Raw genomic sequence first — 25,333 nt, 5'->3', positions numbered from 1 at the left:
ATTTTTTAGTGTATTTGGCAATAAAGTTAGCGGACAAAGCTCAGTGCTGTGACTAAGGTATCTGCCGTGGCATCATGCTTGTGGCCATTTTCAGATAAATGACGACGGTAACCACGGGCACCTGGCATGCCCTGAAATAACCCCAACATATGCCGAGCGATATGCCAAAAGCGTGCGCCTTGGCGCATTTCGTCATCAATATAGCCAAGCATTTTTTCTGCCACTTGATGGCGGCTCAGTGTGCAACCCTCTAAGCCATATAATGCGGCATCTACTTCAGCCAGTAAGTAAGGATTGCTGTATGCTTCTCGGCCAATCATCACACCGTCAACATGTGCCAAGTGATGTTCACACTCAGCGATGGTTTTAACCCCCCCATTGATGCTGATATGAAGGTGAGGAAAATCTTTTTTAAGCTGATAAACACGCGGATAGTCAAGGGGGGGAACCTCACGGTTTTGCTTCGGGCTCAAACCTTGCAGCCACGCCTTGCGGGCATGAATGATAAAATCATCGCAGCCAACCTTGTGACTCGCTTCTATCAACGCCAGCAAGAATTCGTAACTGTCTTGCTCATCAATGCCGATACGGGTTTTTACCGTCACGGGGACATCAGTAACCGCCTTCATAGCACCCACCCCCTGTGCGACTAGCTCAGGCTCAGCCATTAAGCAGGCGCCAAAGCGACCATTTTGCACGCGGTCCGAAGGACAGCCCACATTTAAGTTGATTTCCGCATAGCCACGTTGTGCCGCTAACTTCGCGCAATGAGCCAGCTCGTCAGGGTTTGAGCCACCCAATTGCAGCGCCACTGGCTGCTCATGCTGGTTAAAGTGCAAGTAGTCACCCTTGCCATGGATAATAGCACCGGTAGTGATCATCTCGGTATATAGCACCGCCTCTTTACTCATAATACGATGAAAAGTACGGCAGTGGCGATCAGTCCAATCCAGCATGGGTGCAACGGAGAATCTGCGATTAACCATTTTCACCACACTCCCCTTTAAGATCAACTACTAAAGGCAACTTAATTTCTCGCATATTTATTCTCTTTTAGATACTTTTCAGGCTATTTCGGTCAAAATCATCCGCATGAGGATTATTATTTGGGGATAACTTTGCTTCTTTAAACATATCCATTGTATTTTTATATTGTACTACAGGATGGGTAAATGACTAAAGCAAAGGCCAGAGGGTATATCGATAAACGTACAGAAAAAAGGAACAAAACACTGTGCGAAAGTTAGAGTTAGAGACAAAATCTGACCTTCTGACTATTACGATAAAAATGAAACCTCTGAAAAAAGAAAACAGGCTGAAGCCTGGTGACTTTTCCCCTGAATTAGTAGCATTCATTCAATGAGATAATTCATATTAAGCGGCCCGTTTGGTAAGCTCAACTGGCGATAAATAATTCAGTGAACTGTGTGGTCGAACATGATTATAATGTTCTCGCCATAAATCAATTTCATACCTTGCTTCTTCCATCGTCCTGAACCAGTGCTGGTTTAAACACTCATTTCTAAATTTACCATTTAAGCTTTCAACAAAAGCGTTTTGAGTTGGCTTCCCGGGCTGGATAAAGCTGAGTTTCACTTTGGTTTCTTTTGACCAGAAGAACATGGCTTTACTCGTAAACTTTGTGCCGTTATCACACACTATTGAATTAGGTGCGCCTCGTGTTTCTATCATCTCAGATAAAAATCGAGCAACCTGTTTGCCACTCATTGAAACAAAGTCCATAGACCAACGCTGGTTCGGCTTTGACGGTACTTCCAAAGGAAGTCTGGGCCGCTGTATTTTCTTCCGCTTTTTGGTGCGAACTTGGAGCCCTTCTTCCGTGTAAATACGATATGTCTGCTTTTTATTCCTCACTAAGCCCTCAGCTTTTAAGAGGCCGTGAAGCACCAAATAACCATAACGAGGGTATTCAGTAGCTAAGCGTTTTAATCGCTCTCTTAGTGTGTTGTCTGCCTTCGTTCTTGGACGATATCGAAATGCGGTTCGGCTACCCCCTGATAGTTGGCATGCAGCTCGCTCACTGAGGTTAAATAGCTCGATGAGGTGGCTAGCGATCCGTTTCTTATCCGAAGGCTTCACCACTTTTTTGAGAGCACATCCTTCATACCTTCAACTTCAAGCATCTTTTCAGCCAACAAACGCTTGGCTTCATTTACTTCTCAGGGCAAGATCATGACAAACCTCTTGCTATTCAATACCTTTTCTAGATAGCTCTCGTTTTTAGCTGTTTTGCGCGCATACCTTTATTAAAGGATGATTCTTTCTTTAATAAACTCAATGCAATATGTCTTACACCAGCAAACACTTCTGCTGCGGCGTATACGGCAACCATCTTCATTCATTGTCACATCCAAACATCAATGAAGACTATTCTCAATATGCCAATGCGATCGTGTGGCTTCAGCTAGTATTTGCGCACTCAAGTTCGCTGACTTATGTAATGTCGATATGTTAACTCGCCTTGCTGTTGGTTATCCGATTTACGGTAAGACACTATCATGCCTACACTTTGTAAATTGGGCCAGCTAGTGCTTGCTGGAATTTGAGCCATATCATGGCAGACAACAGCCGACCTGAACTATCGTTGATAATCTACCTTACTTAGTAGGCTGTCACTCGCTATTTGGCGTGTGATTTCTGGCTGTAAGAGTTGCTTTACTTGTTCAAATAAGCTGCCCTGGTTGGCTTTTAGTGCCAGCAAATAGTCCGCTTCTTTCTCTATAATTTGCTTCGCAATCTCCTTTTAGCAACCCATTACATCAATGGTTACTAAGCAACCTTTTATCTCTAGCGACTGAAATAACTCTGGAATTGCGGTGATTTCATTAGACTTCGAGCCGGTCTTATATTGACCTAACGTCACGCCATTTTCACAGGCAAACGCACTGACAATATGGATAGCATCTTTTCTATCTGACTGTTTAAATGAACCTTTTCCATCAATGGCAGCCACACCGCCGACTGTTAGCTCGCTATAGCTTTGCATCCATTGAGAGAAACAAGCTTTAAATTGGGTCATATCAATACGGCTTATAACCTTTGCAATCTTATCGTGCCGAGGCACACCGTTCGATAGTGCTATAAATTTACGTAACCAAAATAGTTTGTCATGGGCAAAATCTTCAATTTCTTCCCAACCCTGACAACCTGCGAGCACGGCACTGATTGTTAGAAGCAAAATATCGAATAATGGATGTTGTACTTTGCCTTGCTGGTGTGGGCCCTCAATGGAGGAAAAGTGTTCGAAAAACGCATTGACTGACATAATAGGGCTGCTTAATCTGAAAACAGTATAAGATCATAAAGTTATGTCAAGGTAAAGTTCATGATCTTGCTCTGATTTACCTCCAGGCCTGTATATTTACCGCGCCAGTTACAAAAAGTACCTGTCGATATTCCCATCTCTCGGCAAATACCATCAACTTTAGCGCCAGCTTCATGTTGTTTGATTGCTCGGATAATTTGTTCTTCGGTGTAACGTTTTTTCATTATGAGATATCCATTCTCTCCAGTTTATTGGAAATCTCATCAAAGTCATGGTGTTAACTTTGAGGAAAGGTCATTTAGCATATGTTCACATGTAAATATTTTGCTTCTACTGCGTTACAGAATTGACAAAACCGGAGGAACCTCTTAATATTTTTATAAACTAGTTACAATAAATTAAAATGGACTTACACTTAATTAAAAGGATGTTTAAACATGTTAATAAACTCTTATCTGAACAATACATTTCGTTGTACACTAATATTGCTTCTTGGAACTACATCTCAATTTGCAGCTGCTAATTGGGATGATGAGTGGCCAACAAGCGATATGGAAATTGTTGAAGTCGTTGGACCAGAGTACTACGATATGGGTGGTTGGGTCACTGCATGTACGGGATACGGTTGCGGGCAATATCTTGAAAGTTTCGCTAATTCGTTAAATGAACAATCGCTAAATCTTAATATGCAGGATTTCAAGGAAATATCAGGAAGTTATGACCAAAAAACTGAGGAGGAGAAAGATGAGGTGTGTGGAAATGGCTACACTAGAAGGGAGATGTCAGAAGCCTATACACAGACTTTGTTAGATATCTCTACAGCTCAACTCGAATATGGTACTGTAATAGGTATAGAAGCAGCAGCCCTGAGTGCATACTACGGCAGTCCTCTAATCGGCGGGGCATATTCTGTAATTGTTGGTGGCTTGCTCACTCAACTTGGCAAGTCCACGACAGAAAGCGTCACAAATGAATATTCAGAAGGTATGGCTACTTGTGATTAATACAGGTAGTCCCCCCCCCAAAAAAAAGTAGACAACATTATAGCGAGTGTAATAAATGTTTAAAAACTTTATACCCTTAGCAAGCTTTAATAACTGGCAATCCAGTTGGATTATGCGTGTTGCAGAGTCTAGTTATGGCAAGCCTTTGACAGGACATAAAAGAAATTTATTTTATTCGATATTTTCTGGGGTATTTGCCGGTTTCATTCTTGCGGCTTCAGTATTATGTTTCTCGATTTTCTTATTCAACCATAATTTTACTAGTGAATTATTGTTGGTTTTTGGAGCAGTATTTCTAAAGGTTACAATTTTTGTTTTTTTAGTTTCAATGTTATTAACGGAGGCAGATGACATTAAAAGGATAGTAAAGAAAAATAGGAAACATGAATTTTTACTTTCAGTGTTGATAAATTCAGGTGCATTTATTGTCGTATTCATTCTTAGTCTTGTGTTTTATTCCTACTATTTCACACCCAGTAAATATTTTTCAGAAATTGAATTGAGCTCTCAGGGCTGCCCTAATGGAAAATGTGAGGTATCGACTATACAGCCTGACCTAAATATTTCGAACGTAGAAGAAACTTCAGAAAATAAGCTGCCCAAGGTCGAAGAAGAGAAAGAAAAAAATGAGCTCGGTGACGGCATTTCTTTTGATGCATTATCAATAGATGAATTTGACGAGTTTCTAGTTAACAGTGGCTTTGAAGACTTCAGCGTCAAAACTACCGAGACAAAAGCAACATCAACATTTGGCGAAATTAGCCTCTTTCCCGATAAAAAGGGCGTGGATTGGGGGCAGTTTCTAGCAGAGCTGGATGATGTGGCTCTTAACAGCCCTCTTCATGTAGATAGAAAGATAAGTTCGGCGATAATGAAGGAAGTTCCTTTTGAGATTATAAATGATATCTTAAATAGAGGTCATGAACTTAACGGACATCACATTTCAAGTCTAGCTAGATATTTCACCGTTGAAGAGTTCCAGCAATTGGAGAACTATGGCATCGATTTGTCCGCAGACCCTTCAGTTGGTGGTAGCGTGTTAGCTAGATCTTTATTAAATAAACAAGGGCCTGAACTCTTCGACTACTTATTGACAAAAGACGAATTGGTAATGGATGAAGACATCAATGTCGTTAAGGAAGTATTATCGCTTTCTAGCAAATTAAATCGTCCTATAAAATATACTCAGCAGCTAATCGAAAGAGGAGCACCAATGACTGACGAGACAAAGGAATGGATTGAAACGGATTTACGTAAAAAGAATCTAAACTATTACGTAATTGTAAAATCTCGACTGACCTATTGAAAATAAAATTAGTGCTCTATTCAAATCCGTTGATCAGCCCATAAGCGAATATAACCCTGAACATATAAGGGGAAAGGAGAAATGCATCTGAGATGCTGAGACCTTATTAACCTTACTTCTGATTATTATGATTTGACCAGGCAAACGAAAAAAAAGCTGCACAAGGCAGCTTTTGTAACGCCGGTAACCAGCCGGCAATTCACTTTTTTGGAAGAAGTGAATTAATTCTGTCCTGAATAGTAAAAACAAACTCTCTTCATGGACTCTGATTTTTCTGCTATACGCGTTGTTTGGCCCTGCTTATCTTTAGGGTCAATTGTCGCTTCGTTCATAAACCTGTGCCTGCATTACCAAGAAAACCAACGGGCTCATTGCGCCGAGTTGTGGGCGCGCAATTATACGTCAATCACGCCCTGATTGGTATTATCTAAGCCAATACCGACTTTCACAGCAACCCGCAACTAAAGAGATGCACTGATTTTACCTTTGAGTATTAATGGTTTTTCGCGCAGCTCTGCGCGTTATCAGGGGTGCAGTAATGAAAAGGTAAGTAATATTGCTCTTGTTCAGGAAGGTGTTGGTGCTTTACTGCATCATAAAGTAGCTGTGCGCCCTTACGGCCCATTTCATAAGGGTTTTGACCTATATTCATGGTGCCAAGGCCGCTCGCTAACGCTTGCAATTGCAGTGTTTCAGTATCGGCAGAGATAATCACTCGCTGCTTCTTAGCTAGCTGCTGTTTAAACTCTGTCATCACCTGTTGATAATCAGGATTAAACTGTGCAAAGCCAGCGACGGCAACAAAGATTGTCGGCTGCGGATAACTGATAATGGTGCGCAATTGCTTGAGGGCATCATCACGACGCCCAGCAGTGAAAAGCGGACAACGAGGATGCTCCAGCCAATCATTCTCACCGTTCAAACGTTTGGTACTCCCTGACAAGGCATAACGCACGCCGTCGATGCGCTTGTTTAAGTTCGGCGTAGTGTGGTGTCCCGATTGAATACACAAGGTTTGTGGGTGCTCTCGTTTAAACTGCTTTGCCGCCTCACCAAGTGCCACGCCAAAATCAAAGTTGTTAGTGCCCACATAGGCTAAACGGTAAGTTTGATGTTGTGGTGCCAAGTCTGAGTCAAAAGTGATCACCGCAATCCCTTGCTGCTGAGCCTTTTTTAGCGCTCTATTGACCAAGTGCTGCGAGTCGGTGGTAGACACCAATATACCGTCCACACCTTGAGCAACTAAATCTTGCACTACCAGTGCTTGGGTACGAGCGTCTTGGTAGTCATAAGCGCCATCATAAATACAGCGCAAATCGGCTTGGCGCTGGGCAAAGTCTTGGCAACCTTTGAAGGATTGTTCATAAAAGCTGTCGTTCTTGGTTTTGCCTACGACGGCAAAGGTGTACTGGCCATAAGCAACAAAAGACAACATCGCGCAGAGCGCCGAAATAAGCACTAATGCTGATGAGCGAAGATTAAAACAGTGCAAAATAATTCCCAGTACAACTACCCAAGAAACTTTGGTTTAGAGTAGCTCATCCGGCATTAAAGGCAACATTTAGTTCACAAAACAAAAACAACTGCTGATTATTTAAGCCACTGTACTCAAATGTGAATATAGAATCCACGAGCCAATCACGACCAGCACAACGCCGCCTAGGGTTTCAGCTCGTTTGCCGATCACCGTTGCTAAACGATGCCCAAGTAAACTGCCTATAGTTACCATCAGTGCTGTGGCTAAGCCTATCATCAGCGCTGCAAGGTAAATATTGACCGCAACGAAAGCTAGGCTCACCCCTACAGTCAGAGCGTCCAAGCTGGTACCTATAGCAGTCAGTATCACTTTGGCAATAGAAGACTTTTGCGCTGCTTCGCTTTGAGTGTCGTCATCCTCTTTCATACTTTCCACAATCATGTGCGTACCAAGTAGTAATAACAAGATAAACGCCACCCAGTGATCGAATTCTTCGATGTAGTGGGCTCCAGCATTGCCAATCAGCCAACCGATAAGCGGAGTGGTGCCCTCGATAATACCAAATATCAGCCCCATTTTTATGGCACTGAGCAGGCGTGGATGGCGTAGATAAGCGCCCTTACTGATCGATGCTGCAAACGCATCGGTCGACATAGCTAATGCCAATAGCATTAACGCGAAAATACTCATAACAACGTCATAACTGTGTATGCATCCGGCTCGAGTCTTGCTGTCACCGATATGCTTGCCCCTGAAAGCGCGAATTATGCGCGCTCCCTCAAGCAAGTGCAACTCAGTATCCAGTATGAGCGATGTTAGCCATGCAAACAGGCGTAATTCGAGATACAGTGTTAGGTCTAACCCGGTAAACGGAATAATCTATGGAGCTGTCAGCCTATTTACCCCAGTTATTGTCCATCGCTACGCTAGCAACGATCATGGCTATTAGCCCCGGCGCCGACTTTGTCATGATCACCCGCAATAGCCTAGTATATGGACGTCGTGCCGGTTTTTATTCGGCGCTGGGCGTGGGGTTAGCGATTTGGATTCACGTTGCTTATTCCATAGCCGGCGTGGCGCTGCTCATTGCCCAATCGGTGGTGCTATTCACGGTGATAAAATACATCGGCGCAGCGTACTTAATTTACCTTGGCTATCAAAGCCTGCGAGCAAAGCACCATATCGCCTTGGAGCTAGCGCAAAAAGCAGCGCCCAGCAAGGTGTTATCCGCCAAAACGGCTCTGCGTCAAGGGTTTATAACTAATGCCCTAAACCCCAAAACCACGTTGTTCTTTTTAAGTATATTTACTCAGCTGGTAAGCGCCGATACGCCCGTTGCCATCCAGCTTGTGTATGGGCTTATTATTTCTTTGGCACACTTACTGTGGTTTGTGTTGGTAGCCATGTTTTTTAGCCACCCCGCATTTGTACACGCCCTACAACGTTATCAACGGCTTATCGAAAAAACCTTAGGTGTCATATTAGTGGGCTTAGGCGTTCGCGTTGCCACACTCAGTCAATAAGTAGCTTAGTTTTGGCAGCGGCCGCGAGTTACAGCGCGAAGTAGTCCTTAATGCCACCGAGAATATTTGTCACCGCCACGGAGCTCAGGATCAGCCCCATGACTCGGGAGATAATACTTGCACCGCCATCACCAATGAGATTATGTACGTAACGCGCCAGCAAAAGTAGCAATAACACCACACCTAAGACGCTAAGCATCATTGATGAGGTAATGGCCTGCTCGACCCAAGTATATTCATTATTACGAGTCATCAGCACCGCCCCTAGCATAGCCCCTGGGCTGGCTATTGATGGGATGGCTAAAGGAAATATGGCGGTTTCTGTGGAGTCGCGCACACTTTTAATTTCTGACTCGGGCTTACCCTCACCAAAAATCATGGTCAGCGCAAACAGCAGCAGGACAATGCCACCGGCAATCTGAAATGCCGCAAGCGGAATACTAATAGCATTGAGTAGCAACTCACCGACAACGACAAACAGCAGCAGCACTAACGCCGATACCAGCACCGCTTTGTAAGCCACTTTGCGCTTAAATGCGGCATCTTCGCCTCGCGTCACGGCAATAAATACCGGTACTGTGCCTATGGGGTCAATTACCGCGAAAAAGAAAATAAAGGTGGCCAGTAATTCGTGCACACTTGCTCCTGAAAATTAAAACAAAATGATACCGCTCTCATGTAGACAGAGATAGTAATTTTTATGCGTCATAGTATGCTAGTATAGGTGGCGTTAAGATGAACGAAGGTTAGCTATGAATGTAGATGCGCTTGTCAGTAAAGCTAAAAGAATGTGCGACAGCAAAGGCGCCCGCTTTACTCCCATCCGTGAAAAAGTATTCCGTTTACTTGCCAGCACTAAAAGCGGTGTTGGTGCGTATGACTTATTAGAGCAATTAAAAGTGACAGAAACCAGCGCAAAACCTGCGACGGTATATCGCGCACTGGACTTTTTAGCTGAACAAGGCTTTATTCATAAAATAGAAAGCACCAATGCGTTTATGTTGTGCCACCATTTTGATTCAATTCATCCGGTGCAGTTGCTTATCTGCGATCAATGCGGTCATGTAGACGAGCTGCACTCGAGCGTGCTGTCGCATGAGTTAAGTGAGCTCGCCTCACAAAGCGGCTTTAGTGTAAGCTCGCAAACTATTGAAGCGCATGGCATTTGTAAACGCTGTCAATCTTAGTAACAACTTGCTAGGGTAAAACACGTGCTGCAAGAACAGCAAAATTCACCTTCTGCGAACAAAGGTATGGACAATGAACGTCGAGTTTATTAACCCTTTTCTTTCTTCTTTGGTCAATGTGTTGGCCACGATGGCACAAACCGAACTAAAACCGGGTAAACCTCGCGTTAAAAAGGACGAGGTCGCGGCGGGCGATGTGTCAGGGTTAATCGGTATGGTCGGCCCACAAACAAAGGGCTCACTCTCTATCACTTTCGATGAAAGCCTAGCGCTTACCATCATGGAACGTATGCTAGGCGAGCGCCCCAGTGCCATTAATGAAGAAGTGACCGACATGGTTGGCGAAATCACCAATATGGTTACCGGTGGCGCCAAGAACTTATTGGGTGAAAAAGGCTACGACTTTGATATGGCGACTCCAGCAGTGGTATCAGGCACTGGCCACACCATTACCCACAAATGCGAAGGAACCACAATTATCATGCCTTTCACCTCAGGTGATGGCAATGCCCACATCGAGATCAGCTTCGACACCTTATGAGTTGGCAACAACACAGCATTACTTTAAGCGCAAAGCGCCGGGGCTTTCATCTGATTGATGAGGAGATTCTGCGCGCGCTGCCGCAAATTCAAGATTATCAGGTTGGCCTGCTGCATTTAATGCTGCAACACACCTCTGCAAGTTTGAGCATTAACGAAAACGCCGATCCCACTGTGCGCCAAGATATGGAAGCGCACTTTAATTGGGCCGCCCCCGAGCGCCAACCTTTTTATCGCCACACCTACGAAGGCGATGATGATATGCCCGCGCACATTAAAGCCAGTACTTTAGGGTGTGAACTCACCTTGCCAATTAGCCATGGCCAGCTGCAGTTAGGCACATGGCAAGGTATTTACCTTGGTGAGCACCGCGACCAAGGTGGCTCTCGTCGTATTGTTGCCACCTTGCAGGGACAGCTAATGGCCTCTAAATAGCCTTATTTTTCACGCTATCTACACTGATATGCATTGGGCGCAGACTTTAGCCAAGGTTGGCATGACATAAAGCGGTGTGGACCTGCCACTGTGCAGCAAAGAAAAACGCCAAGGCTCCCCCAGTAATAGCTCTTCATCCTGAGCCCATAATCGCAACTAGGAATATGCGCCGCTGTAACAGCGCTGAAAATAAAAGTCACTCAGTACTTAAGAACGATAACGCCTTGGACCGTATGCAGCATGCGGCTTTCATTGCCCCAATAAGTTGTTGCCTTACAAGCGATTACAAAAACTATACTTTCCTCACTTACACGCTATAGTTATAGCCATTCCCAGATAAAGTAATCAAAAACGGTCCATTATCTTAATAAGGAAATGATCATGTCTGAACAAGCCCCTGAAATCCAAGTCCCCTGTGAGCCTGGTAATGTTTCGGTCCAAGAGCAACTAGAGCTGATCCCAAGCGTTAACGAGCCTTGGCAAACATATGTTGTAGTTAATGGCAGTAAGCAGAATATCAACGGCCAAGACTACCCTATTCTATTCACTAACAACCCAGCTCATGCAGATTTGCAACCGACTCAACATGCTGAATTAGTTGTCACCATCAGTGACAATGATTGGGAGTTTTTTGGTAACGGTGTGGAATACATTAAAAACTACAGCAACTGCAACTACAATGTCGACTCGTCTATCAGTGCCGATAAGAAGCAGCTGACTCTTAAGGTTCATCAAGTAGATACCACGTTTTGTTATGGTAAAGCAGACGACAGCCCTCTTGATCAAGTTATTGAAGTTGCCCCTTCGAGTACTGCTGAGCCATTGAGTATCGGTTTCCGCTTTACTGCGAAGAACACCGCGAACGGTAAATACTATATGTCGCAAGACCCTCGCGTGATAGTTCGCCGTCCAGATGAAGATTAATTAACTCAGTTTACACAGAGCTGAGAGTGGGAGCCGACCATCGCTCTAAACTTTTCAAAATCGCAAAGTGGTTTAAACCAAGGCTGTAAAAACCAGTTTTGGTGGTAACCACTTTTTAAAGCCTCTTCCACATAGTAAAGACTGGAGTTAAAGTCTCCGCCCAGTGCATGCACTAATGCCGCTGTATAACTTAACTCTGATTTATCCTCTGCCAATTTGAAACTATGCTTCAGTGACTTAATGGCTTGCTCGTTGTCACCCAATTGAGCATAGGCCTGCGCATTTTCAGACCACGCCAAGGCTGATTCACGCCCGTTATTTAGCTGTAACAGGCGCTCATACAGCTCTTTTGATTCCACAAGCTTACCGTTGAGCATATTTATGTCTGCCATATTGAGCATCATCCCGGTGTTTTTCGGTGAGCTCAAAAGCGCTTGCTTGGCAAACTTTTCCGCCATAGGGTAGTTCTGCACCATCATGTAGGCGATAGAGAGGTTTGATAAATCAATGCTGTCACTATTCTCATTGAGTGTTTTGCTGTAGCTTTCTATCGCAGAGGTGAAGTCACCTTCAATTAAAGCAATATCAGCTAGGTACTGGTGAGTTCTTCTATCACTAGGGACTTTTTCAACTAAATCAGCGAGCAAGTTTTTCGCTGACTGAAAATCACCCAGCCAATACAAAACGAGCGCAAGCTTCCTTTGTAACCGCAAATTGGGTCTCAAGCTCAACGCTACTTCTAACTTATCTCTGGCCTGTTTATCTTCACCCTCAGCAAGCAGAATTGAAGCCTCCAAATTCAAAATAGCAGCTTGGTCATGACTCACCTTGGTTAACATATCCAAAGCATGCTTGGCCTCTTCTATTTGCCCCAGCTCTATATTGAGCAGCACTAAGCTTTTGTAGTAGCTGGACAACTTTTTAAATTCACCTGGGGCATTATGGATTGCTGAAATTGCCTGCTTAAGATAAGTTTTTTCATGGGTTGAGTGATACAGCTGCAGCGCAATTTCACGTAGAAGGTTATAACCCTCGACACTGGTTGCACTCTCTTTGACCGTCGCCAGACTTTTCTCAAACATCTCCGGCGTTGCTACGTTGTCGACATAAAACAACGTATACATCTCAAATAATGGGCTGTTACTTTTCATTGTCGATAGCGAGCGATACTCTTCACTATCAATGCCCGGGGAAATAAGGCGTGCAGTATTGTATTTCGCCACGTCATGTAAATTAGTTGTGCCTGCAATATCTGTCTGCCACTGCATACTCTCCTGCACTTGCCAGTTGGGAGCACGTAGTGTACTTATTTCAACGCTACAGTGGCGTTGCTGACAATCCAACGAGCTGCTAATCAGGGTATCGGCGCCGGTGTAGTCGGCCAGCCTCTGAAAGTAGCTTTTAGGGTCTCTAAATTGATCACTGTCTTGGCCTTGCGCCAACATATTCATTTCTGCACGGCTAACTAATTGCTGGTCTTGCTGGAGCAACTGCTGCCACATAGCACTTTGTACCGAGCCTTTCAAAGCGCTTTCATAATGCTTAAATTCATCAGGTAGTTTATAGATCTGAGTGGGTAGAATCGCGACCACAGGCTGGTGTAACAGATAAGGGCGTAGCAAGTAGCCTCCCACCAACACTGCCGCACAGACAAAGGCCATCACAAGGTAACGCCAGCGCAACTTCTTTACTCTTAATGGTGCGCTTTTCTGCGTGGTATTTGATGGTGTAACCGGTTCTGTTTGCTGCTCTAGAATAGCGGCTTGAACTCGTTGTTGCAGTAACTGCTCAAGCTGTTTGCTAAAAGGGTCTCGGCGCAGATTTAAGCGCGCCGCAGGTTTTACACTCAGCGCTTGGCCTAATAGTGCTTGCAACTGCTGCGGTAATTGCGTGGTGCTAAGATCTAAATGTTGTCCTTGCAATATTGCCGCGCTGATATCTTGGCCACCTTGTCCAGCAAAGGGGTGCTCGCCTGTTAGTAATTCAATTGCAACAACGGCAAACGAGAACCAATCGCTGTGGTGACTGAGTGCTTGCCCTTGCAACTGCTCAGGCGACATATAGCCCTTGGTGCCTACGCTTTGACTAACATGGCTGTTACCGCCCACGAAGCCAGCAATACCAAAATCAGCCACTTTGACTTGCCCAGCTTCACTAATCAAGATATTGCTCGGTTTCAAGTCACGGTGAATAATGCTGTTGCGATGCGCGTGCTCTAAACCCTTAGCAATATCCACCAGCATAGCCAGCTTTTGTTCAAGCGTTAACACATGCTGCTTCTGGTATTGCAGCAGGTTTTTACCGCGACAAAACTCCATCACTAAGTACTGCTGGCCATCGCTTTGGCCACAGTCAAATACTTGAATAATATTGGGGTGATTTAAGCGTGCCAGAAAGCGCGCTTCACTAAGGGCATCTTCGTCTAATTCACTACCACCGCTAGTATTAAGCACCTTGAGTGCCACGGTACGTTCTAGTTTAGTATCAAAAGCTTCGTAGATGGTGCCCATACCGCCCTGGTACACCACTTTATTCAATTCATAATGAGCAAGCGTGCGCATAGAGTTTACCTAGTTGGAGGATGCGCATTTAACCGACTCTTCGAGTTGGTGGCCTTTATATATTTCGAAATTACTGGCGCTAAAGCGCACCTTACGTAGTTTACGCTCGATGATACTATCGGCATCCTCTATATGCGCAAGGGCATCGCTAAATTGCTTACGGGCGCGGTGAATTTGAATGTTTAGATAGCGAGAATCGATACCCAAATCGCGGGCTATCACTTCAGTTTCGACCCAACCTTGACTGAGCTCATGTACGCCGTTGGCGGCATCTTGAGCCTTGTAACGGGCCAAATTTAACGTTAGATAATGATGGCAACGCTCATGCAAATCAATTTCCTCACCTGGGCCTCTGACCGTAAGCTCTGCAGATTCTTCATCTAGGGTAAGGTGAAAAATAAAGTTTAAGTCGGCTAACTGGGTATTGCTTACATCACGCAGCGCTGTGGCTTCTTCCAAATGGCTTAAATGCAATTGATAGCTTCGCTGGCTATCACTGAGCTGATCGTTCTCTATTAAAATAGTGTGATCAAGCATCGGCCCATCCAGGTGCTCTAAGCACCAAAAACCACTCTCACGTTGGTTAAATACGGCTATTTCTGGGGACTCTTCAGGGATAAGGTTGTAATTTGCTAGGCAAATAAACTCCGAAGTAGGCTTGGCGTATTCATCAAGGACGATCAATAAGTCTTGCGGCTTATCTAAATTCGCAACTTTGAATTGCTTGCCATCATTTCCTGGCAGAGCAATCACATCATGAAGCTTAAGCGTTTGGCTGTGATCTTTATCTAAGCGTTTGCTATTAAGCCAAGTGCCGTTACGGCTGAGGTCACGAACCTGCCATTCATTCCCCTGCCATTCAATGATGGTATGAATTTTCGACACGCTAGGATCGCTGATCAGCGTGTCTACACTGTACTGAAAACGCCCAAAGCTATGGTGGGCGTGCAAATAGATCACATTGTCCGTATCCGCTTCGATAAGGTAAGCCATAATCGCTCCAAGCGCCTTTTGTACCTAATTATTATTATAAGGGATGAGTGGCTTATTCTCTGCTTTTTTCGAACAAAAATAAACAGCTGCTTAACAATTGTGGGAATAGTATCAGCTTGATGCGATATATTGATAACTAACGCGCGGGGTAATATTGCATAGAAGTTCATAAGCGATGGTGTCGGCGCAGGCGGCAATTTCTTCAATGGCTAACTCGCGTCCCCACATAATGGCCTCATCACCTACTGCAACAGCGCTGGGGTCTGGGCCAATATCAACGGTGATCATATCCATAGACACACGCCCAACCAACGGGTAACGCTGCGCGTTTATAAGCACAGGTGTGCCGCTTTGAGCATGACGCGGATAGCCGTCTCCATAGCCAATGGCCACCACCGCCAGGTAGGTATCTTTGTCGGCTCGCCAATGTCCGCCATACCCCACCGGCTCGCCCTGGCGTATCGGACGCACGGCAATCACTTCGCTACTGAGGGTCATCACGGGGGTCAGCTGAAGTTGCGCAGAAAAAGTATTTTTCACGGGCGAAACACCGTACATCATCAACCCCGGGCGTACCCAATCACCGTGACTTTGCGGATAATTAATGATGGCGGCAGAATTCGCCAAACACAGCGGCTCAGGTTTATCGGCTACTAAGGTTTGAAATAACTGTAGCTGGGTCTCATTGTAGGCATCCTGATTGTCATCTGCACAAGCAAAGTGAGTCATTAGATTTACTTCATCTTGTACATATGGGCAATCTTTTAAGCGGCGATAGAAGGTATTGATGCTGTCTGGGTTTATGCCCAAACGATGCATGCCGGTGTCTACTTTTAACCATACTTTAATGGCCCCTGCTAACTGGGCTTGCTCTAGGGCTTCAAGCTGGTATTCGTCATGCACCACTGTTTGGAAGTTATTGGCCAGCATAATTTCGATATCGCTGGCTTTAAAAAAACCTTCCAGCAGCACGATGGGCTTAGTAATGCCACCGGTGCGCAAGGCCAGAGCCTCTTCAATGCGAGCAACGGCAAAGGCATCGGCATCGGCGAGCTGTTGCGCAATAGGCACTAAGCCATGGCCATAGGCATTAGCTTTAAGCACGGCCATTACTTGGCTATCAGGGGCAAGGCTTTTAACGCGCGCTAAATTAGCGCGCAGGGCACAAAAATCAATGGTTGCGGTTGCCAACGCCATAGTGGTTAATACTCGTCGTCCATCGCCGGGCCAGCGTAATTATCAAAGCGTGAGTATTGCCCTTGGAAGGTTAACCTGACCTTACCAATAGGACCATTCCGCTGCTTACCAAGGATAATCTCTGCAGTACCTTTATCTGGACTGTCTTCGTTGTACACCTCATCGCGGTAGATAAACATGATTAAGTCGGCGTCCTGCTCAATTGACCCCGATTCACGCAAATCCGAGTTAACGGGGCGCTTATCAGCACGTTGTTCAAGTGTCCGGTTCAACTGCGAAAGCGCCACAACAGGACACTCGAGTTCCTTCGCCAGTGCTTTTAATGAGCGCGATATTTCGGCAATTTCTAAGGTTCGGTTGTCCGATAAGCTTGGTACCCGCATTAATTGCAGGTAGTCGACCATGATCATGCTAATGCCACCGTGGTCGCGGGCAATTCGCCGCGCGCGTGAGCGCACATCGGTAGGAGTTAGGCCCGAGGCATCATCAATGTACATTTTGCCTTTTTCAATCAACAAGCCCATGGTTGAGGACAAGCGTGCCCAATCCTCGTCGTCCAGCTGGCCCGTTCTCACCTTGGTTTGGTTTATGCGCCCGAGCGAGGCGAGCATACGCATCATGATTTGCTCTGAGGGCATCTCCAACGAGTAAATAAGCACCGGCTTATCTTGGGTCATCGCTGCATGTTCGGCCAAGTTCATGGCAAACGTGGTTTTACCCATGGATGGGCGCGCTGCAACAATGACTAAGTCCGAGGGCTGCAAACCCGCAGTCATCTGATCAAGGTCAGAGTAACCGGTACTGACTCCCGTAACCCCGTCTTGTGGCGACTGGTAAAGCTCTTCAATTTTATCCACGGTCTTTTCTAGGATAGTGTGGATATTTTGCGGCCCTTCAGTGCTTTTAGTGCGCTGTTCAGCAATTTTGAATACCTTGCTCTCTGCAAAGTCGAGCAAATCATGGCTGCCGCGCCCTTCGGGGTTAAACCCGGCTTCGGCAATTTCATTGGCAACACCAATCATTTCGCGGATCACCGCCCGCTCACGCACAATAGCAGCATAAGCGCTAATGTTAGCGGCACTGGGAGTGTTTTTAGCTATTTCACCGAGGTAAGCAAAGCCACCCACACTGTCGAGTTGATTGTTTTTCTCTAACGACTCGGAAATAGTGATCAGATCGATAGGCTGGCTGTCTTCAACCAAGCGCTCCATAGCCTCAAAAATCAGTCTGTGGGTACGCGTATAAAAGTCCTGAGCCACGACCAACTCAGCAACACGGTCAAAGGCCTCGTTATCGAGCATTAACCCACCAAGCACGGATTGCTCGGCTTCAATGGAGTGGGGAGGAACTTTTAGGCTATCAACCTGTTTATCTATTTTTGCCATACATACTCAAAAGGCGGGGTGAATGGCTTTATTTTATCGGCTTGGCATCGCAGTGCAACAACTGCTTCGCTTTTTTGCTCACTGGTAAACAAGAAAAATAGCGAGCCCTAAGGGCTCGCCGAGGTTGGGTTAGTTTTTACGTAGGTGGGTGTTGCCACTAATGGTGGTTACTTGCACTTCGGCTTCGCCTTGGCCTAGTGTGAAGTGCAGGCTTTCACCCGTACCATACTTGGCTTCCACGGCTTTATCATCGCTCAGTTCGTTGCGAATATCGCCGCCAGCATGGGCTTCTAAATCAAACCGTGCTGACAGATCGCTCGGTAGGTAGAGATCTAAATCACCACTGACGCTCTCGGCGCGGATTTGCCCGTCGGCATGAAGCTTCGCCACACGGACCTCAAGCTCGCCATTGACGGTATTAATTTTTAAGCTACCTAGGGCTTGGGCATTGAGCTGTAGATCACCGTTGACGTTTTCAAAGCGGATATCTTCAGCACGGGTGCTCGATTCCACGTCGCCATTGACTAAGGTCATTTGTAATTGTCCTTGTGAATCAAGGTCGTTGATATCACCATTGACGGTTTGATAACGGATCTCTCCGGCCAGGTTTACGCCATCAATATCGCCATTGACGGTCTCTAAATTCAACTTGCCCTGTAACTGCTTGGCGTCAATATCGCCATTCACCGTTTCCACACGGGTATCATTGTGCAGTTCACTGACCATCACATCAACGCTCACCCCTTCCATCACTAAGGCACTGGCATGGGGCATGTATATGGTTAACTTAGACCCCTCGTCATTATCATTATTATGCCCCCAACCTTGATTGTAGCGTTTGGGCATATCAACAATAAAATCAGTACGCTGACCACGGTTCTCAAGGGTATAGCCCTCGGCTTTGTCATCCAGCTCGCCGGTCACTTTAAAAGTGTTTTTATCCCAACCTTTGATAATGACTTCGCCACGTTGGTTATCGATATAAATACGGCCATCCTTTGGCACGTCGAGTTGCTCATCAATTTTTTCGCCAGCGAAGGCCAAAACCGGGGCTAGCGCTAATGTATATATAATTGCTTTCATTGTTATGCTCCTAAATACGCTGTAATACTGCGCCCTGCTTGGGCTGGTGTACGTTGTTAATTAAATTCAGTTGTTGTTGATAAACCTGCGCGAGCATATTAAGCAAAGCGCGGTTGTTAGGTTGTTCTTCAAGCGCGGTTTTGATTGCTTGCTCCGCTTGCTCGAGCTCTTGTAATTGCTGTTGCCAATTATCGGTCAGCGCCGGTTGTGCTTGATACTGCACCAGTAGGCTCTGCTTTTGCTGCTCGAATACATCGCTTATCACTGCGAATTGGTTACTCGGTTGCGAGCCTTGTTGGCTTGGTAAATTGAGCCCGATTACGGCGACTAAAATGGCAGCAGCGGCACTACCCAAAGCTGGTTTAAACCAGCTTTTATCAGCTGTATGCGTGTGCGCATTAATCCCCTGCTCAATACCGGGCCAAAGATCGCGCTCCGGGCTGATCTCTTTTTGCTGTTGTTGCAGTTGCTGGTTTAGAAACTGCTCAAAATCAGGTTTACTCATGCTCGTACCACTCCTTTAACAGCCCTCGGGCGCGATGGTATTGTGACTTTGAAGACCCCACCGCCATATTCATAATCCTGGCTATCTCTTCATGGCGATAGCCCTCTACTGCGTGCAGAACAAAAACTTGTCGTGCCCGCTCAGGCAGCCGCACTATGAGTTTATCAAGACCGTTAAGCTCATGGCATTGAGCCACTTGTTCATGCTCCATGCCCTGCTCTTCACTGCTCACGACGCGTTGCAGCCAGTTTTTTTGTTTGCGTAAATGGCTAATGGCAATATTGCTGGTTACGCGGTGCAACCAAGTACTAAATTGTGCTTTGCCATCAAAGCTGTGTATTTTTTGCCACAACTGCACAAATACCTCTTGGCTCACATCCTCCGCCTGAGTGGTGTCAGCCGCCAAACGCAAACACAAGGCATAGACTCGCTTAATATGCTGCTGATACAGCTGTGCAAAGGCCTGCTGATTGCCCTTTTTCACCTGTTGTATCAGTTCTGCCTCGCTTGGCGGCGGTGGTGCGGTTGCCCTTGCCTCTGCGGCATGACCCTGCATGCGATATATCCTGTTGTTGTTATTCGCTTTGTTAATGTATTAGACGCGCACTAAAGTACAAAGGGTTTAAATGGGTTTTAAATTTTTTATTTATTTTTTAGCGTGCACAGAAAGTGCAAGGAGATTGGATTTTTAAGGCGTATAGGATAACCTTGTGGTGCAAGGAATACGCAGCAATAACGGAGATTCAAGGATGATAGACGAAATACAGCCTAACTATGCAAGCTATTCAATAGACGAACTTGAAGACGCATTAAGGCACGTGGACAGCGAGGCCTACCCGCAAAGAGTGCAAGCGATTAAGCAAGAGCTACAAATCAAACGCGCACGACATACTGCCGCTAAACAAGCTAACACTGAGCACTCAGATAATGGGCAGTTTTTTAAATGCCCGTCTTGCCTTAAGTCCATTAACTTTTTCTCTAAAGCGGCAAACTCTTGGGGGAAAACCAAAACATGCCCGCACTGCGGCGCGCACTTCGAGGTTCGCATGAACTATGTTGCTATGGCTATTGCCGTGGTGCCTTTGGTGTTCGTGCATCGCCTGCTATTCATACCGATTTTAGTGGCGATGGGGCTACCTGGCGCTATCGGCATGGGTATTGTCACCGGCACGGCTATGGCTTTGTCGATGCGCTTTAAAAAGCCCTCTCAGGATTAATTTATGGCAAACGCTCAACGGGAAAACTTATAAAGGCCTACATTTGAATAACATAGCAATCATAGTGATACGTCTATATCAACGCTTTGTCTCCCCTTACAAGGGATTTCGTTGTGCCCATGCGTGCTTACATAAAGGTGCATCTTGCTCTAACGCTGTCCTTGCCATAGTAAAGCAACACGGCTTTTTTCATGGTTATGCCAATATCAAAGCACGATTGCATGCCTGTAAATTGGCTCACGCCACACTGCAACTCAACGCTCAAGAAGATAGCAACAAACGCAAAAAGAAAGAAAACCGCCATGACTGCTGCGACCCATCCGCAGCATGTGACGCAGCCAGCTGTGCCGGCAAAGGTAAGCATTGCGACTTAGCCGAGCTACCTTGCAGTTGTTGGCCTTAGATGCAAATACTGGCTTTACCTTGCGCATAGGTGCAATGCGCTAAAAAGCCCCTTTATAGGGGCTGAGATTGGTAGTAGGGATAGTTAAACTCGCTAAGGTGATAGCTCCTTCGGGGTTTTATACTGCCAGCCAAGGAATATCACCCGGCGCTGACCGCCTAAATTTCCACCTTGTGACTTTTTCAGCGCGGTGTCGTAATGAATATCACCATCACCACATACACTGACCCTTTTCCCCCGAATGGCCCCGTACAGCTCACCACTGGCACCAAACTTTACATTGCTATAGGGTGCATAAATAGTTCCGTACATTTGTCCCGTGCCCGATAGCCCAACACCAAAGTCGCCCCCGCATTGGGTTTCTGTGGAGTTATCTTGATACCCAGAATACAGACTGAAAGGCGGTAGCTTGTTGCTATTAAGTGTTTTCTTGAGCACGTTAACGGGTTGCTGAATTTGACTTTTACCTTGAACAAATAACGTCAAACTTGCATCTTCATTGATATTTAGCGCGCTGTCACCATTGGCTGTAAGATTGAAATCGCCATTAATGTAAAAAACGACATCTCCCTTTGCAATCGTCAATTCAGCTCCATCAATAGTCAGCTTATCTAGAAAGTATACCGACCCGTATTGCCGCCCCAATATAGAAGTTGAGGTTGGCATGTAGACAGAACCAAAACTATCACGGCCTTGTTCGTCGTCGAACTGTGCATGACTACCCCATCCTGTCACATTGAGTCCCTGACGAGGCAACTTTTGCTGCAGTTTTGCTAACTCAGAGGGCAACGAGTAAGGATCACAGTTGGTGTCTGGGTCTTTAGGGTCGTGGTTAGGATCCTCGCTATTACTGGCAGGAACAGCGGGAACGGTAACAGTTTGGTGATAAGGCGCACCTTTATAATTAGTGCCGGCGATAGAGTCTTTATTATTTTCTTCCGTGGTATTGTTACCACCATACAGAACGGCTAACCCATTATTGTTGATATTTCTAACAGCAAATGAGGGAGTAAAATGAACATCTTGCTCGGCTCTTACCACCCCTAATATATGGCGCCCCTGATAAGTAACACTGCCTTTTGCCAAAATATCACCGCCAATTCGCGTTTTCACAGGAAAACCAGGCGGTATCGTATAATCTCCTGAGCTACCGCCACTGACATCAATATCGCCATTGGCATGAACAGTCCCGGATATAAATCCTGCTCCGGTAATGTTGATGTTTCCTGTTGCACGGACATCACCCCACGTGGAAGAACCACCACTGACAACGATATCCGCATTAGGTGAAATCGTTTTCACATGCGCTTGGGTTGAGGCGTTGTCGCGATCGTACTGGCCATCAAGCTGCTGCGAATCATAGCTATCTATGTTCCCACCCGCTGAATTCAAGACTCCATCACAGCCAACTATGGCGGTGTTAAAAGGCGCATAGCCACCGTTACTGGTAACAGCGTATCTGGCCACTAAATTAGCCTCTGCTTCACCAGCATAACGCTCTCCTAACGCAGCGATTTCCAGCTCACCCGCCCCATTTTTATTTAGTTGTGCACGATACTTTAGGTCTCCCTTATGAATGGAACCACTGTGTGCTTGCTGAGTTTGCGCTACGAGCTCATCAATATCAGCATCAGGGTTTGCATGCAGTTGCTGCTGCACTTTCTCAGCCTGAGCAAAAACGGCTCGTTCAGACATCATCCGCGCATTAACTTTCTTCTGAAAGTTGCCACTGAGGCGCTCTTGCACGATGCTGTCTTTTAGTGAAGTAAATACCACCACGCCAGCGACCACGGTTAATAACATCACACTGACTAGAGTGAAACCCTGCTGTTGCTTCATGAACTTGCTCCGTATAGTTCACTTAAAATTAATCGCGACGCTGCAATATCGATTTGTACTTGGCCTCCAAACTGCTGCGGCAATCCCTGAGGAGTAACATTAATGGTGGTGAGCTTAGTGGTCGCATCATAGCTAAAGCTGAGCGCCGTCACACCGGTCAGGATGTCTTCGCCGCCAGCGCCCATATCACACTGTATACGCCCATCAACCAAGCGGTATTGCTCAATATAACCAGCACTAGGCGTTGTTCCCAAACACGATAAAACGCCCGCCTGTTGCTGAACCCGCAGCGTACTGCCATCAGCACTGACCACAGGCGCAAATGGGGTTTGTTTAAGACTGCGAGTGAACACCTGAGAAGTGAAGCGAACCACCTCTTGTGCATTTTCTAGCTCTTTAGTCGCACTTACAGTGCCTTTGATAGTGGCGTAAGAAAGCCCAACACCAGCGATTAAAAAGCTACCTACGGCTAAAGCAACCATTAGCTCAACTAAAGTAAAACCTAAATGAGCGCGTTTCATAAGCCACACTCCGCAGCCGAGAGCGTTGGATATTGAGCAAAAATGCGCAACTTAGATTGCAGACCATCATCAAGGCGGCTATCTGGCCATTGCACTTCAATGGCTAAATCGTCGTTAAAATTAGCGGGAAAGGTAATGCTGTAGTCATCAATTTGCGGTGCCAAGGTGGTGTTTTTGAAGTTGCCGTTAAAACCACCCCCATGCTTGAGCGTGCATAAATTTGGCCAGATGCGCTCTGCAGCATTGTTGGCCTGTACAATGGCCATGGTGTAGTTGAAGCTGCTCGTCGCATACTGCAATGACTTGAGCTGTGCGCTGCCCAGCCCCAACAAGGCAATAGCTGCAATCGCCACCGATACCATAATCTCTAATAACGAAAAGCCAGACTGTATTGCTTTTACACGCATGCTTCACCTTCCTCAGCTAACCAGCTTTGGCCGCTGCGTAGAACGCATAAGCGATAGTCCGTGGTACTGGCATCATTGTCAGTGATCAATATATTAGCGGCGTTGTTAAGCTCACCAGTGATGGCAACAATGCGGTTAGGCAGCGCAATCGTTAGCGAGCTATGTTGCTTGGTAAAAGCTCTTAGCACGGCTTCATTCGCTTCACCTGGATTGGCTATCACTTGCCACTGTTCGGCTGTAGCGCGCAAATTAATGGCTCGCTCACGCTTAACAGCTTCGCTGCGAGCGAACTTAAACACACTATGAAGTTGGTTCGCGTGATTGACAATGCGGTCTTGCTTTATGAACTGTATATACGACGGCGCGGCGATAATGGCGGCGATAGCGATGATTGCTAGTACCACCATTAACTCAACTAAAGTAAAGCCTAGGGCTGAATATCTTCCTTGATACATTGGGTTAGTTCCCCCAACAATCGTCGTCATCACCACCGCTAGCGCGTTGCTGACCAACTTCGTTGATACTCAGGGTGCCACACTCGTCATCACTCTGTGCAGCTTTGGGAATAGCCCGCAAGGTAAACTTTTTAGCATCATAATGTGCGCCGCCGCTACTAGAGATAGTTGGCTGCGGCGCATACCGTAAGGTGTAATAATCAGATGTAGGGAGGGTAAAGTTGCTAGGGTATCCGCCCATACGAGAATATGTACGTTCAAGCACGGCAACAACTTGCAGCATATTTTGCTGCATATCCGCACGGCGACCTCTTTCCATATACTCGCTGTAGGCTGGCATCGCCACTGCATACAAAATACCGATAATAGCGACCACTATCATCATTTCTATCAGGGTAAAACCGCGTTGTCGCATTCCTTGTAAGCGCATTGTTTTGCCTAGAGTTTTATTAAGACTGGGTTAAGATATAATGACAACGCTGTCAAAGTCAACTTATGATATCGTCGCACATTGGCTGCCAATATATCGTGATGAAAAACTTTATTGAAAATATTTTTGTTACTAATCATAAGCTTAAATTAAACCTATTAACTTAATAAAGTAATCGGTAATAAGTGAAAGTTCCGGCTATTAATACTTTTCAACTTAATCGTCCCTAAATTAGACATTGGTAATACAATATCACAATAAATATTTAGTGCAATAACTCTAAATATGCTTTTACAGGGTAATCATGCTAATTACGTCTAAACAAACAGGCCTTTCCTTCCACTATCACCTTTAAAGGTGGTCGTGGTAATGAATTAGTGTTCATTTTGGCCGAAACGAAAGAAATCGAGTAGATAGGCAGAGCCTGTCAGGTTGAAACCTGACCTACAGAAGTCAGTCTTTTTGATTCGCGCTTTCGATCTAGGCTTTTTGTGGAATGCGCTTGAAACTACGAATAGGACTGAAAGCGGGTATAAGAAAGAACAGCTTCACTGTCGCCGCTTGAGGATCACAAGTTCTGCGAGAAACGAGCAATGTCAACATCAGACAGGCATAAAAAAACCGCGCCTAAGCGCGGTCTTTATAAAGCTAATCG

26 protein-coding genes and 2 pseudogenes are annotated in these 25,333 nt (G+C 45.7%); 9 read left to right on the top strand and 19 right to left on the bottom strand.

What is annotated here, in order from left to right; genetic code table 11:
- Window positions 1-26: 26 nt before the first annotated feature.
- From dusA to EXT46_RS00245, 4 genes and pseudogenes are all read right to left on the bottom strand, one after another.
- The gene (dusA, locus tag EXT46_RS00260) at window positions 27-986 is read right to left on the bottom strand and encodes a tRNA dihydrouridine(20/20a) synthase DusA (RefSeq protein ID WP_130144484.1); all 960 of its coding nucleotides are present in this window, start codon (window positions 984-986) and stop codon (window positions 27-29) included.
- A 388-nt stretch (window positions 987-1,374) separates the two neighbouring features.
- A pseudogene (locus tag EXT46_RS00255) lies at window positions 1,375-2,180 on the bottom strand (integrase core domain-containing protein); the annotation flags it as partial.
- A gap of 584 nt (window positions 2,181-2,764) precedes the next feature.
- Window positions 2,765-3,286, bottom strand: coding sequence for an ISAs1 family transposase (locus tag EXT46_RS00250; RefSeq protein WP_130144480.1), 522 nt, complete (start codon window positions 3,284-3,286; stop codon window positions 2,765-2,767).
- Between the two features lie 65 nt (window positions 3,287-3,351).
- Window positions 3,352-3,510, bottom strand: a pseudogene (locus EXT46_RS00245) (transposase); the annotation flags it as partial.
- Between the two features lie 213 nt (window positions 3,511-3,723).
- Between EXT46_RS00245 and EXT46_RS00240 the strand changes: the two are divergent.
- Window positions 3,724-4,290, top strand: coding sequence for a hypothetical protein (locus EXT46_RS00240; RefSeq protein ID WP_130144478.1), 567 nt, complete (start codon window positions 3,724-3,726; stop codon window positions 4,288-4,290).
- Window positions 4,291-4,345: 55 nt separating this feature from the next.
- Window positions 4,346-5,596, top strand: a complete 1,251-nt coding sequence (locus EXT46_RS00235; protein WP_130144476.1) for a hypothetical protein — start codon at window positions 4,346-4,348, stop codon at window positions 5,594-5,596.
- A gap of 493 nt (window positions 5,597-6,089) precedes the next feature.
- Here the strand turns inward: EXT46_RS00235 and EXT46_RS00230 are convergent, their stop codons facing one another.
- Complete coding sequence (locus EXT46_RS00230) at window positions 6,090-7,088, bottom strand: substrate-binding domain-containing protein (RefSeq protein WP_240701058.1); 999 nt, start codon at window positions 7,086-7,088, stop codon at window positions 6,090-6,092.
- A gap of 102 nt (window positions 7,089-7,190) precedes the next feature.
- Window positions 7,191-7,763, bottom strand: coding sequence for a manganese efflux pump MntP family protein (locus EXT46_RS00225; RefSeq protein WP_130144474.1), 573 nt, complete (start codon window positions 7,761-7,763; stop codon window positions 7,191-7,193).
- A gap of 191 nt (window positions 7,764-7,954) precedes the next feature.
- On the opposite strand from EXT46_RS00225, the gene EXT46_RS00220 reads away from it, so the two are divergent.
- Window positions 7,955-8,596 (top strand): LysE family transporter, encoded by a 642-nt coding sequence (locus tag EXT46_RS00220; RefSeq protein ID WP_130144472.1) that lies wholly within the window; start codon window positions 7,955-7,957, stop codon window positions 8,594-8,596.
- Window positions 8,597-8,624: 28 nt separating this feature from the next.
- On the opposite strand, the gene EXT46_RS00215 is transcribed toward EXT46_RS00220, so the two are convergent.
- The gene (locus EXT46_RS00215) at window positions 8,625-9,233 is read right to left on the bottom strand and encodes a MarC family protein (RefSeq protein WP_022943884.1); all 609 of its coding nucleotides are present in this window, start codon (window positions 9,231-9,233) and stop codon (window positions 8,625-8,627) included.
- 115 nt (window positions 9,234-9,348) lie between these two features.
- On the opposite strand from EXT46_RS00215, the gene EXT46_RS00210 reads away from it, so the two are divergent.
- The 4 genes from EXT46_RS00210 to EXT46_RS00195 all read left to right on the top strand — a co-directional run bounded on the left by EXT46_RS00210 (window position 9,349) and on the right by EXT46_RS00195 (window position 11,682).
- The gene (locus EXT46_RS00210) at window positions 9,349-9,783 is read left to right on the top strand and encodes a transcriptional repressor (protein WP_022943883.1); all 435 of its coding nucleotides are present in this window, start codon (window positions 9,349-9,351) and stop codon (window positions 9,781-9,783) included.
- Between the two features lie 73 nt (window positions 9,784-9,856).
- Window positions 9,857-10,324: a chemotaxis protein CheX gene (locus EXT46_RS00205; protein WP_022943882.1), complete on the top strand. Its 468-nt coding sequence runs from the start codon at window positions 9,857-9,859 to the stop codon at window positions 10,322-10,324.
- Complete coding sequence (locus EXT46_RS00200) at window positions 10,321-10,758, top strand: secondary thiamine-phosphate synthase enzyme YjbQ (protein WP_130144470.1); 438 nt, start codon at window positions 10,321-10,323, stop codon at window positions 10,756-10,758. The genes EXT46_RS00205 and EXT46_RS00200 overlap by 4 nt, the downstream gene beginning before the upstream one ends.
- A 381-nt stretch (window positions 10,759-11,139) precedes the next feature.
- Window positions 11,140-11,682: a DP-EP family protein gene (locus EXT46_RS00195; protein ID WP_022943880.1), complete on the top strand. Its 543-nt coding sequence runs from the start codon at window positions 11,140-11,142 to the stop codon at window positions 11,680-11,682.
- 5 nt (window positions 11,683-11,687) lie between these two features.
- Here EXT46_RS00195 and EXT46_RS00190 read toward each other — a convergent pair whose 3' ends face one another.
- From EXT46_RS00190 to EXT46_RS00160, 7 genes are all read right to left on the bottom strand, one after another.
- Entirely contained in the window at window positions 11,688-14,243 is a 2,556-nt protein-coding gene (locus EXT46_RS00190) for a serine/threonine-protein kinase (protein ID WP_130144468.1), read from the bottom strand.
- Window positions 14,244-14,252: 9 nt separating this feature from the next.
- A complete protein-coding gene (locus EXT46_RS00185; RefSeq protein ID WP_130144466.1) occupies window positions 14,253-15,236 on the bottom strand; it encodes an FHA domain-containing protein in 984 nt (327 codons plus the stop codon).
- A 111-nt stretch (window positions 15,237-15,347) separates the two neighbouring features.
- Window positions 15,348-16,433 (bottom strand): alanine racemase, encoded by a 1,086-nt coding sequence (gene alr, locus EXT46_RS00180; protein ID WP_130144464.1) that lies wholly within the window; start codon window positions 16,431-16,433, stop codon window positions 15,348-15,350.
- A 5-nt stretch (window positions 16,434-16,438) separates the two neighbouring features.
- Window positions 16,439-17,818, bottom strand: a complete 1,380-nt coding sequence (dnaB, locus tag EXT46_RS00175) for a replicative DNA helicase (protein WP_022945637.1) — start codon at window positions 17,816-17,818, stop codon at window positions 16,439-16,441.
- 129 nt (window positions 17,819-17,947) lie between these two features.
- Window positions 17,948-18,901, bottom strand: a complete 954-nt coding sequence (locus EXT46_RS00170) for a DUF4097 family beta strand repeat-containing protein (protein WP_045979200.1) — start codon at window positions 18,899-18,901, stop codon at window positions 17,948-17,950.
- Window positions 18,902-18,911: 10 nt separating this feature from the next.
- Window positions 18,912-19,406, bottom strand: a complete 495-nt coding sequence (locus EXT46_RS00165) for a hypothetical protein (RefSeq protein ID WP_022945635.1) — start codon at window positions 19,404-19,406, stop codon at window positions 18,912-18,914.
- The gene (locus tag EXT46_RS00160) at window positions 19,399-19,962 is read right to left on the bottom strand and encodes a sigma-70 family RNA polymerase sigma factor (RefSeq protein ID WP_130144462.1); all 564 of its coding nucleotides are present in this window, start codon (window positions 19,960-19,962) and stop codon (window positions 19,399-19,401) included. The genes EXT46_RS00165 and EXT46_RS00160 overlap by 8 nt, the downstream gene beginning before the upstream one ends.
- A 193-nt stretch (window positions 19,963-20,155) precedes the next feature.
- Between EXT46_RS00160 and EXT46_RS00155 the strand changes: the two genes are divergently transcribed.
- Together EXT46_RS00155 and yidD are read left to right on the top strand one after the other, a co-directional pair.
- Complete coding sequence (locus EXT46_RS00155; RefSeq protein WP_130144460.1) at window positions 20,156-20,623, top strand: hypothetical protein; 468 nt, start codon at window positions 20,156-20,158, stop codon at window positions 20,621-20,623.
- Window positions 20,624-20,666: 43 nt separating this feature from the next.
- The gene (gene yidD, locus EXT46_RS00150) at window positions 20,667-21,026 is read left to right on the top strand and encodes a membrane protein insertion efficiency factor YidD (protein ID WP_130144458.1); all 360 of its coding nucleotides are present in this window, start codon (window positions 20,667-20,669) and stop codon (window positions 21,024-21,026) included.
- Window positions 21,027-21,119: 93 nt separating this feature from the next.
- Here yidD and EXT46_RS00145 read toward each other — a convergent pair whose 3' ends face one another.
- The 5 genes from EXT46_RS00145 to EXT46_RS00125 are packed head-to-tail and all read right to left on the bottom strand — an operon-like array spanning window position 21,120 to window position 24,678.
- Entirely contained in the window at window positions 21,120-22,865 is a 1,746-nt protein-coding gene (locus tag EXT46_RS00145) for a hypothetical protein (RefSeq protein ID WP_130144456.1), read from the bottom strand.
- Window positions 22,862-23,386 carry a type II secretion system protein gene (locus EXT46_RS00140; protein WP_130144454.1) on the bottom strand — a complete coding sequence of 175 codons (525 nt, stop codon included), beginning with the start codon at window positions 23,384-23,386 and terminating at the stop codon, window positions 22,862-22,864. Before EXT46_RS00140 ends, EXT46_RS00145 begins: the two co-directional genes overlap by 4 nt.
- A complete protein-coding gene (locus tag EXT46_RS00135; RefSeq protein WP_130144452.1) occupies window positions 23,383-23,793 on the bottom strand; it encodes a prepilin-type N-terminal cleavage/methylation domain-containing protein in 411 nt (136 codons plus the stop codon). The genes EXT46_RS00140 and EXT46_RS00135 overlap by 4 nt, the downstream gene beginning before the upstream one ends.
- On the bottom strand, window positions 23,784-24,278 hold the full coding sequence (locus tag EXT46_RS00130) for a GspH/FimT family pseudopilin (RefSeq protein WP_240701057.1): 495 nt from the start codon (window positions 24,276-24,278) through the stop codon (window positions 23,784-23,786). Before EXT46_RS00130 ends, EXT46_RS00135 begins: the two co-directional genes overlap by 10 nt.
- Window positions 24,253-24,678, bottom strand: coding sequence for a type IV pilin protein (locus EXT46_RS00125; RefSeq protein WP_130144448.1), 426 nt, complete (start codon window positions 24,676-24,678; stop codon window positions 24,253-24,255). The genes EXT46_RS00130 and EXT46_RS00125 overlap by 26 nt, the downstream gene beginning before the upstream one ends.
- Between the last annotated feature and the right edge of the window lie 655 nt (window positions 24,679-25,333).

The sequence above is a fragment of the Pseudoalteromonas sp. CO325X genome, from assembly GCF_004208955.1.
GTDB lineage: Bacteria > Pseudomonadota > Gammaproteobacteria > Enterobacterales > Alteromonadaceae > Pseudoalteromonas > Pseudoalteromonas ruthenica.
Note: the sequence above shows the minus strand (reverse complement) of the source record. Positions and strands in the feature narration are given on the sequence as shown.

Bases quoted from the DNA above. Each gene is read 5' to 3' on its own strand.
- EXT46_RS00165 (WP_022945635.1), bottom strand. From the start codon at position 19,406: ATGAGTAAACCTGATTTTGAGCAGTTTCTAAACCAGCAACTGCAACAA.
- alr (WP_130144464.1), bottom strand. From the start codon at position 16,433: ATGGCGTTGGCAACCGCAACCATTGATTTTTGTGCCCTGCGCGCTAAT.
- EXT46_RS00200 (WP_130144470.1), top strand. From the start codon at position 10,321: ATGAGTTGGCAACAACACAGCATTACTTTAAGCGCAAAGCGCCGGGGC.
- EXT46_RS00235 (WP_130144476.1), top strand. From the start codon at position 4,346: ATGTTTAAAAACTTTATACCCTTAGCAAGCTTTAATAACTGGCAATCC.
- EXT46_RS00130 (WP_240701057.1), bottom strand. From the start codon at position 24,278: ATGACGACGATTGTTGGGGGAACTAACCCAATGTATCAAGGAAGATAT.
- EXT46_RS00160 (WP_130144462.1), bottom strand. From the start codon at position 19,962: ATGCAGGGTCATGCCGCAGAGGCAAGGGCAACCGCACCACCGCCGCCA.
- EXT46_RS00225 (WP_130144474.1), bottom strand. From the start codon at position 7,763: ATGAGTATTTTCGCGTTAATGCTATTGGCATTAGCTATGTCGACCGAT.
- EXT46_RS00140 (WP_130144454.1), bottom strand. From the start codon at position 23,386: ATGAAACGCGCTCATTTAGGTTTTACTTTAGTTGAGCTAATGGTTGCT.
- EXT46_RS00135 (WP_130144452.1), bottom strand. From the start codon at position 23,793: ATGCGTGTAAAAGCAATACAGTCTGGCTTTTCGTTATTAGAGATTATG.
- EXT46_RS00210 (WP_022943883.1), top strand. From the start codon at position 9,349: ATGAATGTAGATGCGCTTGTCAGTAAAGCTAAAAGAATGTGCGACAGC.
- EXT46_RS00155 (WP_130144460.1), top strand. From the start codon at position 20,156: ATGATAGACGAAATACAGCCTAACTATGCAAGCTATTCAATAGACGAA.
- EXT46_RS00170 (WP_045979200.1), bottom strand. From the start codon at position 18,901: ATGAAAGCAATTATATATACATTAGCGCTAGCCCCGGTTTTGGCCTTC.
- EXT46_RS00240 (WP_130144478.1), top strand. From the start codon at position 3,724: ATGTTAATAAACTCTTATCTGAACAATACATTTCGTTGTACACTAATA.
- EXT46_RS00190 (WP_130144468.1), bottom strand. From the start codon at position 14,243: ATGCGCACGCTTGCTCATTATGAATTGAATAAAGTGGTGTACCAGGGC.
- EXT46_RS00205 (WP_022943882.1), top strand. From the start codon at position 9,857: ATGAACGTCGAGTTTATTAACCCTTTTCTTTCTTCTTTGGTCAATGTG.
- dnaB (WP_022945637.1), bottom strand. From the start codon at position 17,818: ATGGCAAAAATAGATAAACAGGTTGATAGCCTAAAAGTTCCTCCCCAC.
- EXT46_RS00145 (WP_130144456.1), bottom strand. From the start codon at position 22,865: ATGAAGCAACAGCAGGGTTTCACTCTAGTCAGTGTGATGTTATTAACC.
- dusA (WP_130144484.1), bottom strand. From the start codon at position 986: ATGGTTAATCGCAGATTCTCCGTTGCACCCATGCTGGATTGGACTGAT.
- EXT46_RS00220 (WP_130144472.1), top strand. From the start codon at position 7,955: ATGGAGCTGTCAGCCTATTTACCCCAGTTATTGTCCATCGCTACGCTA.
- EXT46_RS00195 (WP_022943880.1), top strand. From the start codon at position 11,140: ATGTCTGAACAAGCCCCTGAAATCCAAGTCCCCTGTGAGCCTGGTAAT.
- EXT46_RS00250 (WP_130144480.1), bottom strand. From the start codon at position 3,286: ATGTCAGTCAATGCGTTTTTCGAACACTTTTCCTCCATTGAGGGCCCA.
- EXT46_RS00125 (WP_130144448.1), bottom strand. From the start codon at position 24,678: ATGCGCTTACAAGGAATGCGACAACGCGGTTTTACCCTGATAGAAATG.
- EXT46_RS00185 (WP_130144466.1), bottom strand. From the start codon at position 15,236: ATGGCTTACCTTATCGAAGCGGATACGGACAATGTGATCTATTTGCAC.